Source organism: Polaromonas sp. P4_F6 (genome assembly GCF_056401275.1).
In genome coordinates, this window is the sequence record NZ_JBFUJQ010000001.1 from 1,054,546 (window position 1) to 1,069,311 (window position 14,766).

The 14,766-nt window shown below is 64.8% G+C and carries 19 protein-coding genes; 16 read left to right on the plus strand and 3 right to left on the minus strand.

What is annotated here, in order from left to right:
- The first annotated feature begins 37 nt into the window (after positions 1-37).
- On the plus strand, positions 38-580 hold the full coding sequence (gene msrA, locus AC1DUN_RS05035) for a peptide-methionine (S)-S-oxide reductase MsrA (RefSeq protein WP_074575653.1): 543 nt from the start codon (positions 38-40) through the stop codon (positions 578-580).
- Between the two features lie 195 nt (positions 581-775).
- On the opposite strand, the gene AC1DUN_RS05040 is transcribed toward msrA, so the two are convergent.
- Positions 776-1,747 (minus strand): M14 family metallopeptidase, encoded by a 972-nt coding sequence (locus AC1DUN_RS05040; protein ID WP_477712982.1) that lies wholly within the window; start codon positions 1,745-1,747, stop codon positions 776-778.
- A 170-nt stretch (positions 1,748-1,917) separates the two neighbouring features.
- On the opposite strand from AC1DUN_RS05040, the gene AC1DUN_RS05045 reads away from it, so the two are divergent.
- The 12 genes from AC1DUN_RS05045 to AC1DUN_RS05100 all read left to right on the plus strand — a co-directional run bounded on the left by AC1DUN_RS05045 (position 1,918) and on the right by AC1DUN_RS05100 (position 11,624).
- A complete protein-coding gene (locus AC1DUN_RS05045; protein ID WP_477712983.1) occupies positions 1,918-2,301 on the plus strand; it encodes a hypothetical protein in 384 nt (127 codons plus the stop codon).
- A gap of 104 nt (positions 2,302-2,405) precedes the next feature.
- Positions 2,406-2,909 carry a Fur family transcriptional regulator gene (locus AC1DUN_RS05050; protein ID WP_477712984.1) on the plus strand — a complete coding sequence of 168 codons (504 nt, stop codon included), beginning with the start codon at positions 2,406-2,408 and terminating at the stop codon, positions 2,907-2,909.
- Complete coding sequence (locus tag AC1DUN_RS05055) at positions 2,906-3,562, plus strand: ABC transporter ATP-binding protein (protein WP_477712985.1); 657 nt, start codon at positions 2,906-2,908, stop codon at positions 3,560-3,562. Before AC1DUN_RS05050 ends, AC1DUN_RS05055 begins: the two co-directional genes overlap by 4 nt.
- Complete coding sequence (locus AC1DUN_RS05060; protein ID WP_477712986.1) at positions 3,559-4,761, plus strand: ABC transporter permease; 1,203 nt, start codon at positions 3,559-3,561, stop codon at positions 4,759-4,761. Before AC1DUN_RS05055 ends, AC1DUN_RS05060 begins: the two co-directional genes overlap by 4 nt.
- 5 nt (positions 4,762-4,766) lie before the next feature.
- Positions 4,767-5,051, plus strand: a complete 285-nt coding sequence (locus AC1DUN_RS05065; protein ID WP_477660657.1) for a hypothetical protein — start codon at positions 4,767-4,769, stop codon at positions 5,049-5,051.
- A gap of 52 nt (positions 5,052-5,103) precedes the next feature.
- Complete coding sequence (locus AC1DUN_RS05070; RefSeq protein ID WP_477712987.1) at positions 5,104-5,673, plus strand: DUF3299 domain-containing protein; 570 nt, start codon at positions 5,104-5,106, stop codon at positions 5,671-5,673.
- Complete coding sequence (locus AC1DUN_RS05075) at positions 5,654-6,091, plus strand: hypothetical protein (RefSeq protein WP_477712988.1); 438 nt, start codon at positions 5,654-5,656, stop codon at positions 6,089-6,091. The genes AC1DUN_RS05070 and AC1DUN_RS05075 overlap by 20 nt, the downstream gene beginning before the upstream one ends.
- Before the next feature lie 82 nt (positions 6,092-6,173).
- Complete coding sequence (locus AC1DUN_RS05080) at positions 6,174-8,258, plus strand: TonB-dependent receptor (protein WP_477712989.1); 2,085 nt, start codon at positions 6,174-6,176, stop codon at positions 8,256-8,258.
- 49 nt (positions 8,259-8,307) lie between these two features.
- A complete protein-coding gene (locus tag AC1DUN_RS05085) occupies positions 8,308-9,270 on the plus strand; it encodes an AEC family transporter (RefSeq protein WP_477712990.1) in 963 nt (320 codons plus the stop codon).
- Positions 9,271-9,291: 21 nt separating this feature from the next.
- A complete protein-coding gene (locus AC1DUN_RS05090) occupies positions 9,292-9,654 on the plus strand; it encodes a DMT family protein (protein ID WP_457279960.1) in 363 nt (120 codons plus the stop codon).
- Between the two features lie 155 nt (positions 9,655-9,809).
- Positions 9,810-10,457, plus strand: coding sequence for a DUF47 domain-containing protein (locus AC1DUN_RS05095; RefSeq protein ID WP_007865883.1), 648 nt, complete (start codon positions 9,810-9,812; stop codon positions 10,455-10,457).
- Between the two features lie 129 nt (positions 10,458-10,586).
- Positions 10,587-11,624: an inorganic phosphate transporter gene (locus tag AC1DUN_RS05100; protein WP_477712991.1), complete on the plus strand. Its 1,038-nt coding sequence runs from the start codon at positions 10,587-10,589 to the stop codon at positions 11,622-11,624.
- A gap of 134 nt (positions 11,625-11,758) precedes the next feature.
- Here AC1DUN_RS05100 and AC1DUN_RS05105 read toward each other — a convergent pair whose 3' ends face one another.
- Entirely contained in the window at positions 11,759-12,235 is a 477-nt protein-coding gene (locus tag AC1DUN_RS05105) for a TM2 domain-containing protein (RefSeq protein WP_477712992.1), read from the minus strand.
- A gap of 7 nt (positions 12,236-12,242) precedes the next feature.
- Positions 12,243-12,779, minus strand: coding sequence for an N-acetyltransferase family protein (locus tag AC1DUN_RS05110; RefSeq protein ID WP_477712993.1), 537 nt, complete (start codon positions 12,777-12,779; stop codon positions 12,243-12,245).
- Positions 12,780-12,976: 197 nt separating this feature from the next.
- On the opposite strand from AC1DUN_RS05110, the gene rpsP reads away from it, so the two are divergent.
- From rpsP to trmD, 3 genes are all read left to right on the plus strand, one after another.
- Complete coding sequence (rpsP, locus tag AC1DUN_RS05115; RefSeq protein ID WP_007865872.1) at positions 12,977-13,228, plus strand: 30S ribosomal protein S16; 252 nt, start codon at positions 12,977-12,979, stop codon at positions 13,226-13,228.
- 27 nt (positions 13,229-13,255) lie between these two features.
- Positions 13,256-13,864, plus strand: a complete 609-nt coding sequence (gene rimM / locus AC1DUN_RS05120; RefSeq protein ID WP_477712994.1) for a ribosome maturation factor RimM — start codon at positions 13,256-13,258, stop codon at positions 13,862-13,864.
- Positions 13,865-13,948: 84 nt separating this feature from the next.
- Positions 13,949-14,728, plus strand: coding sequence for a tRNA (guanosine(37)-N1)-methyltransferase TrmD (trmD, locus tag AC1DUN_RS05125; RefSeq protein ID WP_477712995.1), 780 nt, complete (start codon positions 13,949-13,951; stop codon positions 14,726-14,728).
- Positions 14,729-14,766: the final 38 nt, after the last annotated feature.

The following is a 14,766-nucleotide window of genomic DNA, read 5'->3' on the forward strand; positions in this document are numbered from 1 at the left end:
CTCATTTCACGACCAACGGTTTTCAGCGGAGATAGCCATGTCCTCATCCCTTCAAACCATCACCCTGGGCGGCGGCTGCTTCTGGTGCACAGAGGCGGTCTACGTCAAGGTGCGCGGCGTCACCGACGTCGAATCGGGCTACAGCAATGGCCAGGCCGCGCGGCCCAGCTACGAGGAAGTCTGCACCGGCCGCACCGGCAGCAACGAGGTGGTCAAGTTGACTTACGATCCGGCCGAGATCACGCTCAAGGAGATCCTCGAGATCTTCTTCGTGATCCACGACCCGACCAGCCTGAACCGCCAGGGCAATGACGCCGGCACGCAGTACCGCAGCGGCATTTATTACTCGACGCCCGAGCAGAAGGAAGTCATAGACGACTTCATACGCCAGGCCAGCCAGGACAAGCTTTTCGGCAAGCCCATCGTCACCGAGGTGCTGCCGGTGGAAAACTACTGGCCGGCCGAGGCCTACCACCAGGACTATTTCGAGAACAACCCCAACCAGGGTTATTGCGCCTTTGTGGTCGGCCCCAAGGTCGAGAAATTCCGCAAGACTTTTGCCTCGCGGGTGAAGGACTGAATCTAGCGCTGTTTATCCGCAGATGACTATCCGCAGATTACGCAGATTTGCGCAGATAAAGACAAATCATGATGTAAGGCGCTTGCCCGGAGTAAGGCGACTGAATGAAGATCAGTTTCAGCCCTCGGCTACAAACTTTCCCGTTTTAAATCTGTGTAAATCTGCGTAATCTGCGGATATGTTTTTTCAGGATTCTTACTGGCGCCGCTGCGCGAAGTAAAACCACTCCTGGCCGACTTCGCCGCGCGGATTCGGAAACACCACAAAGCCGTCGGCCGGCGCGGTGACGGCTTCGCCGCCATGCCGCGTGCCTATGGCCTCGCCGGCCTTCACCGCGTCAAAGCTGCGCCATTCGCGGGTGAAGCTGTCACCCTCATGCTCGCGGTCCATGACGTCGACCAGGCGCAGGATTTCGCGCGCCATGGGAACCGGCGCGGCGGGCTGCGCGATCAGGCCCAGCAAACCCAGGGTCTGCAGGATCGCGTAGCGCGCCACCAGCACCGCCTGCGGGTCTTCATGCTGGCCGCATTCCAGCGTCACGCCGTAGCCGCCGCGCGAGCGCATGTACTCGGTCGTGCCTACGCCGTAGTTCGGGTCGGTCACCAGGCTTTGCGCGCGGCTGCCGCTGCCGGCCTCGGCCGAGGCCGTGCGCCGCTTCACGCCGCGCGCATAGGTCTCCAGCCAGCCTTCGACGATGCGGTGCGGCCCGGTGTGCAGCGCCAGCTGCATTTCCTCGGCTGCATGGGAAAAGGGCTCCAGCGGACCGTGGTTGTTCTGCGGGCCGATCATGACAAAGGGCGCGCCGCCGGTGTGGAAGGAGTGCAAATCCAGCAGCACGTCGTGCGCGTCCAGCAGCGGGCACAGCACATTGGCGATGCGGTCCTCGAAATCCTGCGGGATCGCGCTGGGCGCCATGTTGCGGTTGAGGTTGCGCTCGCCCATGCGCTGCTTGAGGCTGTAGGCCAGCGGGTTGGTCACCGGCACAAAAGTCACGGTGCCGCGTTCTATGGCCAGCGCACCGCCGTCGATTTCTTCCAGCAGCTGCGTGATGGCGCGCGTGCCGCAGGTTTCGTTGCCGTGCACGGCGCCGGTGACCAGCAGCCGCGGGCCGGGGGCCAGGCCGTGGTAGGTGTGGGCGCGCAGGTGGGTGGGGTGTTTGGGGGACATGGGTGTTACCGTGAGGTGAATGGGGGGAGCGCCGGGCGTGCCGCGCTCATACGAGGTTATAGCGCAGCGCCGGCTTGTGCCGCCGTTGGCGGTATACATTAGCTTCCATCGTGGTCAGGCATCGCGCGATGCAGCACAACAATCCGGCGAAAAAGCAATCTTAAAAACGCATGCACGCTGTTTGCAAAACCCTGTTCCTGGCGCTGCTCGTTGGCCTGGCCCTGTTTGTCCTGGCCTTCGGCACGCCTGTCGTGAGCATGTTCACCTCGGCCAAGGTGCTGCAGTGGGCCGGCTGCTCATCGGCCGGGTTTGACAATCCGGCCATACGCTGCGGTTACGGTGGCGGCGGTGCGGTCAGCGAGCGCTTTGGGCCGCTGAGCTACTGGTTCACCACCTTGCTGGCGCCTTATTTCCTGCTCAAGCATTTCTGGGATGTGATGTTGGGCTGGCTGGTCTTGATCGCGCTGTTCGGCGGGCTGGCCACAGCCAGCGGCAAGGGCAGGCCTGCGGCGAAACGGGCTGTGGCTTGGCCGGATACGCGGCCTGAAACCTGAGCCCGTTTCGGCTGCTTTACACAAAGCAGGGGTTGGAAAGGGCGTAATTGCGGTAATAATGCAACTCGATTGCGTTAATTGAAATCCGTAGCACTACACACCCCATGACCGACCGTCCGGCCGATCCCATAGACACTTTGCTTTCCGCCCATGGCCTGCGCCGTACCGCGGCGGCGCGCCGGGTGCTGGGCTGGCTGCTGGCGCATCCCGACACCAGCTACACCCATGCGCAGTTGCAGGCGGCGCTGGCTGGCGACGCCGAAGTGGCGCTGGACCGCGTCACCTTGTACCGTCTGATAGACCGGCTCACGCAGGTGGGGCTGCTGCTGTGCCGGGTCGACGCCAATCGCGTGCGGCGCTACCAGGCCATGCCCAGCAGCGTGCATGCGATCCCGCACTTTGAATGCCAGAGCTGCCACCGCGACAGCCCGCTGGACGGCGCGTTTTCGGGGGCTCTAAAGGCCAATGCCAACGACCTGGAGCGCGCCGCGCAGACCGCGCTGCAGGCGCTCAAGGCCCTGGGCTACCAGGGCATGAGCATGGATTTCGCGGTGCGCGGCGTGTGCGCCGACTGCGCGAGCACCGCACCGGGCGCGGCCTCTTCATGATCAGTACACGCGAGCTGGTTTACCGCTACGCCGGCGGCCCCGAACTGCGCTTCGAGGACGTGGAGGTGGCCCAGGGCGGCGTGCTGCTGCTGCGCGGCGCGTCGGGTTCGGGCAAGTCGACCTGGCTGGCGCTGGCCGCCGGTTTGCTGGCGCCCGCTGGCGGCGAGATCACGGTGGCGGGCCAGGCCATGAAGGCGCTGGGCAAGGTCGCGGGCGATGCCTGGCGCGCCGCCACCATAGGCTTTCTGCCGCAAAAACTGCATTTGAGCGCCGCGCTCACGGTGCATGGCAACCTGGCCATGGCGCAGTGGGCCGCGGGCCGGCCGGCTGACGAGGCCCGCATCGCCGAAGCGTTGGCCGCGCTGGATGTGCAGGCGCTGGCGCAGCGCAAGCCGGCGCAGCTTTCGGGCGGCCAGGCGCAGCGCGTGGCGCTGGCGCGCGCGGTGCTGCTCAAGCCGCGCGTCATCCTCGCGGACGAGCCCACGGCCAGCCTGGACGACGAGGCCGCCGCGGCGTCGCTGGACTTGCTGCGGGCCACGGCGCAGCGGCAGGGTGCGACGCTGGTGATTGCCACGCATGACACCCGCGTGGCCGGGTTTTTCAAAGACGAAAAAGGCCTCAAGGCCTTGCAACTGGGGCGCCGCCAGCCATGAAGACCATTGTTTTCGCCTGGCGTTACCTGTGGTCGCGCCCACTGGCCGCGGCGCTCAACCTGCTGCTGCTCACGCTGGGGCTGGCTTCCATCACCTTCCTGCTGCTGGTCGGCCACCAGATCAACCAGGCTTTTGACCGCGACCTGGCCGGCATCGACGTGGTGGTGGGCGCCAAGGGCAGCCCCATGCAGCTGATTCTCTCGGGGGTTTTCCACCTCGATGTGCCGACCGGCAATGTGCCGCTGGCCGCGGTGAAGGAACTCGAAAAACACCCCCAGGTCGCCAAGATCATTCCGATCAGCCTGGGCGACAGCTTCCGCGGCTTTCGGATCGTGGGCACCACGCCCGACTACATCAGCCACTACGACGCGCAGCTGGCCGAGGGCACGCTGTGGGCCAAGCCCATGCAGGCGGTGATAGGCGCGCAGGTGGCGCGGCAGACCGGCCTGAAAGTGGGCGACAGCTTCACCGGCACGCACGGCCTGGGCGGCGGGGGCGAGGAGCACAAGCTCAGCCCCTATGTGGTGTCCGGTGTGCTGGCACCCAGCCGCACGGTGCTGGACCGCCTGGTGCTGACGGCCACCGAGTCGGTCTGGCAGGTGCATGAGACCGACACCGCGCTGGACGATGACGACCGCAAGGTGCTGGAGGAAGACCGCGAAATCACGCTGGCGCTGATCCAGTACAAGACGCCGCTGGCGGCGGTGACCTTCCCGCGCTACATCAACAGCAGCACCGAGATGCAGGCCGCCGCGCCGGCGCTGGAGATCACGCGCCTTTTGAGCATGGTGGGCGTGGGCACCGACGTGCTGCGCGCGCTGGCCGGCGTGCTGCTGCTCACGGCGGGCCTGAGCGTGTTTATCGCGCTCTGGGGCGCGGTGCGCGAGCGCCGGGCCGACCTGGCGCTGCTGCGCATGCTGGGCGCGCCGCCGGGCAAGGTGGCCGGCCTGCTGCTGTGCGAAGCCTTGTGGCTGGCCTTGCTGGCCACGGTGCTGGGCGTGCTGGCGGGCCAGGGGCTGACAGCCTTGCTGGGCTGGGCGCTTCAGCTCGAAAAATCCGTGTTGATCGGCGCCGTGTCCTGGCCGGTCGAACTGGTAAGCGTGCCGGTACTGGCCCTGGGGGTGGCGCTGGCGTCCGCGCTGCTGCCCGCCTGGGAGGCCTACCGGGTCAGTGTGTTTGAACTTCTCCAATCAAGGTAACTTTTATGCCAAGCCTTCGTTTCGTCCAGCAATTCCTCAAGTTCTCGCCCGTCCTGGGCGGCGTGGCCGCGCTGGCCCTGAGCGCTACCTTTTCGCTGGCCTACGCGCAGCACAGCGACAAGGAAACCAAGGAAGACATCCAGCGCCACCGCGCCATGGCCGCCGCCCACGAAGCCGCGGCCAAGTGCCTGGAGTCGGGTAAAAAAGACGAGGTTTGCGAAAAAGAACTGCAAGCCGCTTGCAAAGGGCTGGCCGTCGGCAAATACTGCGGCATGAAGCACGTTCACTGAGCCCGGCGAACCGCCCAGGCCTGAACCGGTGCCACACCTGCAGGAGTCCCGCATGAACCCCATCCTTCGCAATTGCCTGAGCCACGCTTTGCTGGCCTGCGGCTTGTCCCTCACGGCCGTGGCCCTGCAGGCGCAAACCCTGTCTTCGCCGGTGGCGGGCGGCGCCAAGCCGGCCGCTGCCGCGGCGCCGGGCTTTGACCTGCCGGTGGGCCAGGGTGCGGGCGTGCATGGCGCCAACAGCCCGTTTCCGCCGCTTTCGGCCCGCGGCGATGTGGTCCCCTGGTCGGTGCTGACGGCGGTGAAAACCAAAAACGAGAAAAACCGCATCCTGCCGGTCTTCACCCTGGACCAGATGGCGCTGAACCAGAAAACCCAGCGTATCCAGGGTTTCATGATGCCGCTGGATCCGGGCGAAAAACAAAAACATTTCCTGCTGTCCTCGGTGCCGTTGACCTGCGCTTTCTGCCTGCCGGGCGGGCCCGAGAGCATGGTCGAGGTCAAGACCAAGACGCCGGTGAAGTACAGCATGGAGCCGGTGGTGGTGGAAGGGCGTTTCCTGGTCTTGAACGACGACGCCTACGGCCTCTACTACCGCATCACGGATGCCACCAGCGTCAAATAAACGCCGGAGTTCAGGTTCCGCCGGGGCCCTGGCCTGGCTGCTGGCCGCCTCGCTTTTACTCGCGCAACTGCTGGGGCTGATGCACGGCGTGGTGCATGGCCCGCAGGCGCATCTGCATTCACATTCGCATTTGCACTCGCACCAGGACAGCCACCACCCTGAACACGCCGCGCTGGCGCATGCCGAAGAGCCGGCTGAGGGTGAGGGCGGCTGGCTGGCCTCGCTGTTTGCCTCGCATGACGGCGATTCCGACTGCCGCCTGTTCGACCAGGCCAGCCACGGCCAGGCGGCGCCTGCGCTGCCCATGCTGAGTTTGCCGCTGGTGCTTTCCAGCCTGGCTTTTGATATCTCCCGCGGCGAAGCGCTCGCCCGCTGGGCGGCGCTGTTTGACGCGCGCGGCCCGCCTTCCACTCGCTGAAATTCCCCTCCAGTAGCTTCGCGCCGGCCAGCCTGGCTGGGCGCAGCTTTGCCTTTTTGTTTTCCCGATTCAGCGAGTCACCATGAAACCACCTTTTATCAGCCGCGCGCTCTGCGCTGCGGCAACGCTTTCTTGCGGCCTGGCGAGTGCCCAAGCCACCGCCCCCAGCCTCAAGGAAGTCACCGTCACCGTCACCGGCAACCCGCTGGGCGCATCGGACCTGATCGCGCCGGCCGCGCAGTACTCGGGCACCGGGCTGCTGCTGCGCAGCAAAACCACGCTGGGCGAAACGCTGGACGGCGTGCCCGGCGTGAGCAGCACCTACTTCGGGCCCAACGCCAGCCGGCCCATCATCCGCGGCCTGGACGGCGACCGCATCCGCATCCTGGGCAACGGCGGCGCGACGCTGGATGCCTCCAGCCTGAGCTACGACCATGCCGTCACCAGCGACCCGATCAGCATAGAGCGCGTCGAGGTGCTGCGCGGCCCCGGCGCCTTGCTTTACGGCGGCAGCGCTGTGGGCGGCGTGGTCAATGTGATCGACAACCGCATCCCGCGCGAGCCGCTGTTTGATGAAAAAGGCGGCGTGGGCGGCAAGGTCGACCTGGGCCTGGCCAGCGGCAACCGCGAAAAAAGCAGCGGCGTGCTGCTCGAAGGCGGCAACAACCGTTATGCCCTGCATGTGGATGTGTTCAACCGCGAAACCGGCGATGTGAAGGTGCCCACCGACCTGGCCTGCGGCAAGGGCGGCGTGAACACCCTCACCAATCGCATCTGCAACTCCGACAGCAAGGTGCATGGCGGCGCGGCCGGTGGCTCGGTGTTTTTTGACCATGGCTACCTGGGCGCGTCAGTCAGCACCTACCGCAGCAACTACGGCACGGTGGCCGAGGATGACGTGACGATTGACATGAAATCGAACCGCGTGGCGCTGGAAGGTGAGCTGCGCGACCTGGGCGGCTTTATCCGCAGTGTGAAAGGCCAGCTGAGCCACACAGACTACCAGCACACCGAGTTCGAAGGCCCCAATCCGGGCACGGTGTTCAAGAACAAGGGCAGCGATGTGCGGCTGGAGGCGCGTCATGCGCGCATCGGCAATCTCGAAGGCCTGGTCGGCTTCCAGTCCGAGAACAACCGTTTTTCCGCCGACGGCGCCGAGGCCTTTGCGCCCTACAGCAAGACCGCGCAGAACGCCGTGTTCGCTTATGAGGAATACGCCACGAGCTGGGGCAAGCTGAGTTTTGGCGGGCGGCTGGAGTCGGTGAAAGTGGAGTCGCTGGGCAACCCGCTGGTGGCGCGCTTTGCGCCTTTGACGCGCGACTTCACACCGCACAGCTATGCGCTGGGCGCCTTGTGGAATGCGGCGCCGGGCTGGCAGCTGACCAGCAACCTGGCCTACACCGAACGCGCGCCCAAAGACTATGAACTCTTCGCCCAGGGCCCGCACGTGGCGACCAGGGCCTGGGAAACCGGCGATCCCACCCTGGGCAAGGAAAAATCGACCAGCCTGGACGTGGGTGCCAGCTGGAAGTCGGGCGCCAACAGCTTCAGCGCCAATGCCTATGTGCACCGCTTCAAGAACTACATAGGCCTGCTGGCCACGGGCAACCAATACGGGCAGGAAGACGGCGCGCTGAACCCGGCCGACCTGGACGGCGACGGCGTGGACGACAACGACCCGGACAACAAGCTGCTGCCGGAGTTCGCCTACACCGGCGTGCGCGCGCGTTTTGTGGGCCTGGAAGCCAGCGGCAACATCCGCCTGCTCGAAGGCGCCTCCAGCGTGGATCTGGCGCTGCGCGGCGATGTGGTGCGCGCCACCAACCTCAGCAACGGCCAGCCGCTGCCGCGCATCGCGCCGGCGCGTGTGGGCGCCAGCCTCATCTGGGCCAGCGGGCCCTGGGGCAGCAGCATAGGCTTTGACCATTCCATGGCGCAAAACCGCGTGGCCGACGGCCAGCGCGCGACCCCGGCCTACACGCTGTGGAACCTGGCCGCCACCTACCGCATGAAGGCCGGCGCCAGCAACATCCTCTGGTATGCCAAGGTCGACAACCTGACCAACCAGCTGGCCTACAGCGCGGCTTCGGTGCTGACGACTACGGCGTTCCCGAAGGCGCCGCTGCCGGGGCGCAGCCTCAAGGTGGGCATGCAGCTGGCGTTTTAAGCGACAGCCGGGAGCGGGGGGCCAGGTACGGCAAGCTAAGATTGCGGCAATGAATTCGCTGGTCTTTGAGTCCCTTTTCCCGGTTGTGCTGTTGATTGCCGCGGGTTTTTTCGCCGGCCGGGCGCAATGGATCAGGGCGAATGCCATCAAGGACCTGTCCAACCTGATTTTTCTGCTGCTCACGCCGGCGCTGCTGTTTCGCACCATGAGCCGGGTGCGTGTCGAGCAGCTTGATTTCAAGCCGGTGCTGGCTTATTTCCTGGCGGTCATCGTGCTCTTCGGCGGCACCCTGCTGGTGCAGGGCTTTAACCGCCGCGCGGCCGTGCTGGCGTTGGCCAACACCTTCTCCAACACCGTGATGATTGGCATCGCGCTGATAGGCCTGATGTACGGGCCCGAGGGGCTGGTGACGCTGTTTACGCTGGTGTCCGTGCACTCGCTGGTGCTGCTGACCAGCGCCACGGTGGTGCTGGAGCTCGCGGTGGCCCATGAACAAAAGCTGGGCGCCAGCGACGAGGTGACCAGCGCGCCGCGCCACCCGGTGGCCACCGTGATGATGGCCGTGAAAAACGCGCTGCTGCACCCGGTGCCGCTGCCCATCATCGCCGGCCTGCTGTTCGCGCAGACCGGTTTCACGATTCCCGCCGTCGTCGACAAGCCGCTGGAGCTCATGGCCGGCGCCTTCGGCCCGCTGGCGCTGGTGCTGGTCGGCGTGACCCTGGCCAACACGCGCGTGGGCGAGCACTGGCGCCAGGCGCTGGCGCTGGCCGGGGTGAAGAATCTGCTGCACCCGCTGCTGGTGTTCTGCCTGTGCCGCCTGCTGGGCGTGGGCGGCGTGCCCATGTCGGTGATGGTGGTGGCCTCGGCCCTGCCGATAGGCGCCAATGTGTTTTTGTTTTCCCAGCGCTACAAGGTCGCCGAAGAGCTGATCACCGCCAGCGTGGTGGTGTCCACCGCGCTGGCCCTGGTCACACTGACCGTGGTGTTGATTTTGGTCGGCCATTTCGGCTGACGCCTGTCCCGGAGTCCTTTGATGCAATTCCTCCAGTCCTTGCCCGTGTCGGCGCAGACCATAGGCCTGCTGCTGCTATCCAACGTCTTTATGACCTTCGCCTGGTACGGCCACCTGAAAAACCTCGCGACCTCGCCCTGGTATATCGCGGCGCTGATCAGCTGGGGTATCGCCCTGTTCGAATACCTGCTGCAGGTGCCCGGCAACCGCATAGGCTTCACCCAGTTCAGCGTGGGCCAGCTCAAGATCATGCAGGAGGTCATCACCCTCAGCGTGTTCGTGCCCTTCGCGGTGTTCTACCTGAACGAGCCGCTCAAGCTCGATTACCTGTGGGCCGCGCTTTGCATGGTGGGCGCCGTCTACTTCATCTTCCGCTCCGCCTGATCACACAGTTCTTCAACCCAGCATGAGCCGTGGAACCGGCTTTGCCGGGCCACAGGCGGGCGGCCCCCTCGGGGGGCAGAGAGTTACACGCAGTGAACGAACGTGGGGGCGTTACACTTTCGTCATATTTTTGACTTACTTCCTGAGGAATAGACATGCTGTTTGGCAAATTGCTGCCGCGCGAAGGCAATTTTTTCGAGATGTTCAACCAGCATGCCGAACGCATCGTGGAGGCGGCGCATGCTTTTTCCAAGCTGGTCGCCAACTACAGTGACGTGGAAAAGCGCGAGGCCTTCAACCGTGAAGTCGACCACGCCGAGCGCGCCGCCGACCGCATCACGCATGAAGTCAACCGCGCGCTGCACAGGACCTTTATCACGCCGATAGACCGCGAGCAGATCCACAAGCTCATCAACACCATGGACGACGTCGCCGACCTGATCCAGGACTCGGCCGAGACCATGGCGCTGTACGACGTGCGCCACATGACGGAAGACATCGTGCGGCTGACCGACCTCAGCGTCAAATGCTGCGAACGACTGCAGGACGCCGTGGCGCTGATCGAAAAAGTCAGCGATGCCGCGACGGCCGAAGCCGCGCTCAAGACCTGCGAGGAAATCGACAAGCTCGAATCCGACGCCGACCGCGTGATGCGCTCGGCCATGAGCCGGCTGTTCCGCGAGGAGCCTGACGTGCGCGAGGTCATCAAGCTCAAGGCGGTGTACGAACTGCTCGAAACCATCACCGACAAGTGCGAGGATGTGGCCAACCTGATCGAGGGCATCGTCCTCGAGAACTCCTGAAGATGGCAGCCCCCACGCTCCTCGCTTCGCGTAGTTCGCTGCCCCCCGAGGGGGTTGGCCTTGCTTGGGGCGGCCCGGCGCTGCGGCCCGGCGCATTCGTTTCCCTAGCCAAAACTCATTGAGATAAATATGCAAACCGTACAGGCCGCCCTGTGGGTGGTGTTCCTGCTGGTCTTTTTGGCCATCGCCTTCGACTTCATGAACGGCTTTCATGACGCGGCCAATTCCATCGCCACGGTGGTGTCGACGGGCGTGCTCAAGCCGGGGCAGGCGGTGCTGTTCGCCGCCTTCTTCAACTTCTTGGCCTATTTCATCTTCCATCTGAGCGTGGCGGCGACCATAGGCAAGGGCATCGTGATGCCGGGTGTGGTCGACACCCATGTGGTGTTCGGCGCGCTGATGGGCGCGATCACCTGGAACATCGTCACCTGGTTCTACGGCATCCCCAGCAGCTCCTCGCATGCGCTGATTGGCGGCATCGTCGGGGCGGTGATCGCCAAGGCCGGCGCCAGCGCGCTGATCGCCTCGGGCGTGTTCAAGGTGGTGGCCTTTATTTTCGTGTCACCCCTGCTGGGCTTTTTGCTGGGTTCGCTGATGATGGTGGCGGTGGCCTGGGTGTGCCGCAGGACGACGCCGTCGAAGGCAGACCGGTGGTTTCGCCGGCTGCAGCTGGTGTCCGCCGGCGCTTACAGCCTGGGCCATGGCGGCAACGACGCGCAGAAAACGGCCGGCATCATCTGGCTGCTGCTGATCGCCGCGACCAGCAGCAATGTGCAGGGCCTGCCGGTCTGGATGATGGCGACCACGGAACACTTGCCGATCTGGGTGGTCATCGTCTGCTATATCGCCATCGGCTTCGGCACCATGTTCGGCGGCTGGCGCATCGTCAAAACCATGGGCCAGAAGATCACCAAGCTCAAACCCGTGGGCGGCTTTTGCGCCGAAACCGGCGGCGCGCTGACGCTGTTCCTGGCAACGGCGCTGGGCATTCCCGTTTCCACCACCCACACCATCACCGGCGCCATCGTGGGCGTGGGCTCCACGCAGCGCGCCTCGGCCGTGCGCTGGGGCGTGGCCGGCAACATCGTCTGGGCCTGGATTTTCACCATCCCCGCTTCGGCGTTTGTGGCGGCGATCGCGTACTGGGTCAGTCTTCAGGTGTTCTGATCAAACGAACACACCTGGCGAGAGAGGGGCGCTTAACCAAGCAGGGGCCGCGGAACTGGCTTCGCCAGGCCGCAGGCGCAGCGGCCCCCTCGGGGGGCAGCGCATTACACGCAGTGAAAAGCGTGGGGCCCTATCTACTGGCTGATTTTCTTCGCTTCTTCGACCTGGTATTCGAAGTAGCGCTGGAAGCTGAAGACGATGCTGGACATCAGTGAAATCGTGCCGAACAGCAGCGCGAACACCACCGCGCCTATGGTCAGCCAGTTGGTGTTGCCGGCTTTGGTTTCCGGCACGGCTGCGTTGTGCAACGCATTCCATTTTTCCGTCGGCATCAGGCCGTAGTAAATCGCGGTCAGCGCCGTGCCGGCCAGGGTGAAGCCCAGCAGGGGAATCAGCACCCAGGCCAGGTGGTCGTCCTGGCCGTACATCCGCACACGCTCCACGCCCCACCAGCCCAGCGCCGCGACGATGGGATGCAGCCAGGCCCAGACGTCGCCCAGGCCGAACAGGTAAAGGCGGTGGATGCCGAACTGGCCGCCTATGAAGGCCAGCCAGGCGGCGAGGGTTTTGTTTTTCGGGGCTTTGGGGGAGGGCGCTGTAGCGGTTTGCATGCGGCGATTATGCGGCGGGCGGCTCGGGTGGCGGCTGGGTGTCGCCGGCGCCCAGCACTTTTTCCATGATGACGATGTCGCGCCAGGCGCCGAATTTCCATCCGCAGGAGCGGACGGTGCCGACCTCGGTGAAGCCGAGTGCGCGGTGCACGCCCACCGAGCCGGCATTTGCCGAGTCGCCTATCACGGCCATGGCCTTGCGTATGCCCACGGCTTCAAAGCGCGCCAGCAGTTCGGCCAGCAGGGCGCGGCCCAGGCCTTTGCGGTGCAGCCCGGGCGCCAGGTAGATCGAATCTTCCACCGAAAAACGGTAGGCCGGGCGCGGCTTGAACCAGTTGCCGTAGGCAAAACCGGCGATGTCCCCGTCCTGCTCGGCGACCAGATAGGGCAGGCCCTTGGACAGCACGTCGGCCCGGCGAGCCGCCATGTCGGCCGCGCCGGGCGGCTCGGTTTCAAAGGTTCCCGTGCCGTGCAGCACGTGGTGGCCGTAAATGGCGGTGATGGCGGGAATGTCCTGGTCGCGGCTGGGGCGTATGAGGGGCATGGAGAAGGCGCTTGGCGGGTGAAAGGTGGGGGAAGGACGGGGGGAAAGGGCGAATTTCCGGTAAAACCGTCCGGCAGGCTATAATCTCAGGCTTTGCAGCAATTCGCTGGCCGGGTGGCCATGTCGTGTGTCTCAAGCGCTGCAGAACATTGGGGTAACTACTTTACCGGTAAGCCCCACCACCCGAAGGATAAATCATGGTCGTCATTCGACTTGCACGCGGCGGTTCCAAGCACCGTCCTTTTTTCAATATTGTTGTGGCTGACAAGCGCGTCCGCCGCGACGGCCGTTTCATCGAGCGCATCGGTTTTTACAACCCGATCGCCACCGGTGGCGAAGAAGGCCTGCGCATTGCGCAAGACCGCCTGACCCACTGGATCGGCGTGGGCGCACAGCCGTCCCCGACCGTGCTGCGCCTGGTCAAGCAAGGCGCCGCCAAGGCCGCCTGATCTCCGAAGCTTTTAATCCAAGTTTCGATGCAGCCCGGCCTCTCGCCGTCCGCGGGCTTGACACCTTCAAGCCTGCCGGACGACGCCGTTGAAGTCGGGCGCATCCTGGATGCCTGGGGCGTCAAGGGCTGGGTGAAAATCCTGCCGCACAGCTCCGATCCGGAATCGCTTTTCGCGGCCAAATCCTGGTTTTTGCAGGCGCCCGACGCCAAATTCCGACCGGGTTTCACCGTGTTTTCCGGCACCGTCACGCTCAGCGTGGACGAGGCCAAGGTTCACTCCGATTCCGTGGTCGCCAAGTTCGCCGGCCTGGACGACCGCAACGCCGCCGAGGCCTTGCGCGGCGCCCGCATCTTTTTGCCGCGCAGCAGCTTTCCCGCCGCCTCCAAGGACGAGTACTACTGGGTCGATCTGATCGGCCTGAAGGTGGTCAACCGCGAAGGCATTGACCTGGGCTTGGTGCGCGACCTGATGGCCACCGGCCCGCATTCCGTGCTGTGCGTCGAGTACCCCGTCCAGCAGGAGGACGGCAGCAGCGGCACCGCCGAGCGCATGATTCCCTTTGTTTCAGTCTATGTCGACACCGTCGATATCGCCGGCAAATGCATTACCGTGGACTGGCAGCCCGACTACTGAGGCCTGCCGCTTTCCGAGGTCTATTTCGGGGCCTTTCCCGGTCCATTTCCCCTGGGCGCCCGGCTCGCGCAAAATAGCCTTCCCATGCGCTTTGACCTGATCACCCTGTTTCCCGAGCTTTTTGCGCCTTTCCTTGCCAGCGGCGTCACTCGCCGTGCCTATGAATCGGGGCTGGTGGAGGTCAAGCTCTGGAATCCCCGCGATTTTGCCGACGGCAATTACCGCCGGGTGGACGACCGGCCTTTTGGCGGCGGCCCGGGCATGGTGATGATGGCCGAGCCGCTCACGCTGTGCCTTCAAGCCATACAGGCCGATCGCGCCGCCGCCGGCGCGCCCAAGGTGCCGACGGTACTGTTTTCCCCCGTGGGCAAGGTGCTTGACCATGCCGGCGTCGAAAGCTGGTCGGCCAGCACTGGCGCTGTGCTGGTCTGCGGCCGCTACGAGGGGCTGGACCAGCGCTTTATCCAGGCGCATGTGGACCTGCAAATCAGCCTGGGCGACTTTGTGCTGTCGGGCGGTGAAATCGCCGCCATGGCCCTGCTGGACGCGGTGGCCCGCCTGCAGCCCGGCGTGCTCAACGACGAGGGCAGCCACCAGCTCGACAGCTTCAATCCGGCGCTGGACGGGCTGCTCGACTGCCCTCACTACACGCGGCCCGAAAGCTGGCGCGGCCAGCCTGTGCCGGCCACCCTGATGTCGGGAAACCACGCCCATATCGAGCGCTGGCGGCGTGAGCGGCGGCTGGCTTTGACGCAGCACGAGCGCCCCGAATTGGTGCAAAAAGCGCGTGAGCGTGGCCATTTGAGCGAAAGCGACGAGGCTTTTCTGGCCGATCTGCTTGAAAACCCCGACAAGGACGCTTGAGAAAAGCCCTGGCTTGCTATAATCAAAGGCTTTTCGAT

Coding starts and splice junctions, on each gene's coding strand:
- AC1DUN_RS05080 (WP_477712989.1), top strand. CDS start 6,174: ATGAAACCACCTTTTATCAGCCGCGCGCTCTGCGCTGCGGCAACGCTT.
- AC1DUN_RS05045 (WP_477712983.1), top strand. CDS start 1,918: ATGCACGCTGTTTGCAAAACCCTGTTCCTGGCGCTGCTCGTTGGCCTG.
- AC1DUN_RS05060 (WP_477712986.1), top strand. CDS start 3,559: ATGAAGACCATTGTTTTCGCCTGGCGTTACCTGTGGTCGCGCCCACTG.
- AC1DUN_RS05090 (WP_457279960.1), top strand. CDS start 9,292: ATGCAATTCCTCCAGTCCTTGCCCGTGTCGGCGCAGACCATAGGCCTG.
- AC1DUN_RS05105 (WP_477712992.1), bottom strand. CDS start 12,235: ATGCAAACCGCTACAGCGCCCTCCCCCAAAGCCCCGAAAAACAAAACC.
- AC1DUN_RS05095 (WP_007865883.1), top strand. CDS start 9,810: ATGCTGTTTGGCAAATTGCTGCCGCGCGAAGGCAATTTTTTCGAGATG.
- AC1DUN_RS05050 (WP_477712984.1), top strand. CDS start 2,406: ATGACCGACCGTCCGGCCGATCCCATAGACACTTTGCTTTCCGCCCAT.
- trmD (WP_477712995.1), top strand. CDS start 13,949: ATGCGCTTTGACCTGATCACCCTGTTTCCCGAGCTTTTTGCGCCTTTC.
- AC1DUN_RS05075 (WP_477712988.1), top strand. CDS start 5,654: ATGCCACCAGCGTCAAATAAACGCCGGAGTTCAGGTTCCGCCGGGGCC.
- AC1DUN_RS05055 (WP_477712985.1), top strand. CDS start 2,906: ATGATCAGTACACGCGAGCTGGTTTACCGCTACGCCGGCGGCCCCGAA.
- AC1DUN_RS05040 (WP_477712982.1), bottom strand. CDS start 1,747: ATGTCCCCCAAACACCCCACCCACCTGCGCGCCCACACCTACCACGGC.
- AC1DUN_RS05070 (WP_477712987.1), top strand. CDS start 5,104: ATGAACCCCATCCTTCGCAATTGCCTGAGCCACGCTTTGCTGGCCTGC.
- AC1DUN_RS05100 (WP_477712991.1), top strand. CDS start 10,587: ATGCAAACCGTACAGGCCGCCCTGTGGGTGGTGTTCCTGCTGGTCTTT.
- AC1DUN_RS05110 (WP_477712993.1), bottom strand. CDS start 12,779: ATGCCCCTCATACGCCCCAGCCGCGACCAGGACATTCCCGCCATCACC.
- rimM (WP_477712994.1), top strand. CDS start 13,256: ATGCAGCCCGGCCTCTCGCCGTCCGCGGGCTTGACACCTTCAAGCCTG.
- msrA (WP_074575653.1), top strand. CDS start 38: ATGTCCTCATCCCTTCAAACCATCACCCTGGGCGGCGGCTGCTTCTGG.
- rpsP (WP_007865872.1), top strand. CDS start 12,977: ATGGTCGTCATTCGACTTGCACGCGGCGGTTCCAAGCACCGTCCTTTT.
- AC1DUN_RS05065 (WP_477660657.1), top strand. CDS start 4,767: ATGCCAAGCCTTCGTTTCGTCCAGCAATTCCTCAAGTTCTCGCCCGTC.
- AC1DUN_RS05085 (WP_477712990.1), top strand. CDS start 8,308: ATGAATTCGCTGGTCTTTGAGTCCCTTTTCCCGGTTGTGCTGTTGATT.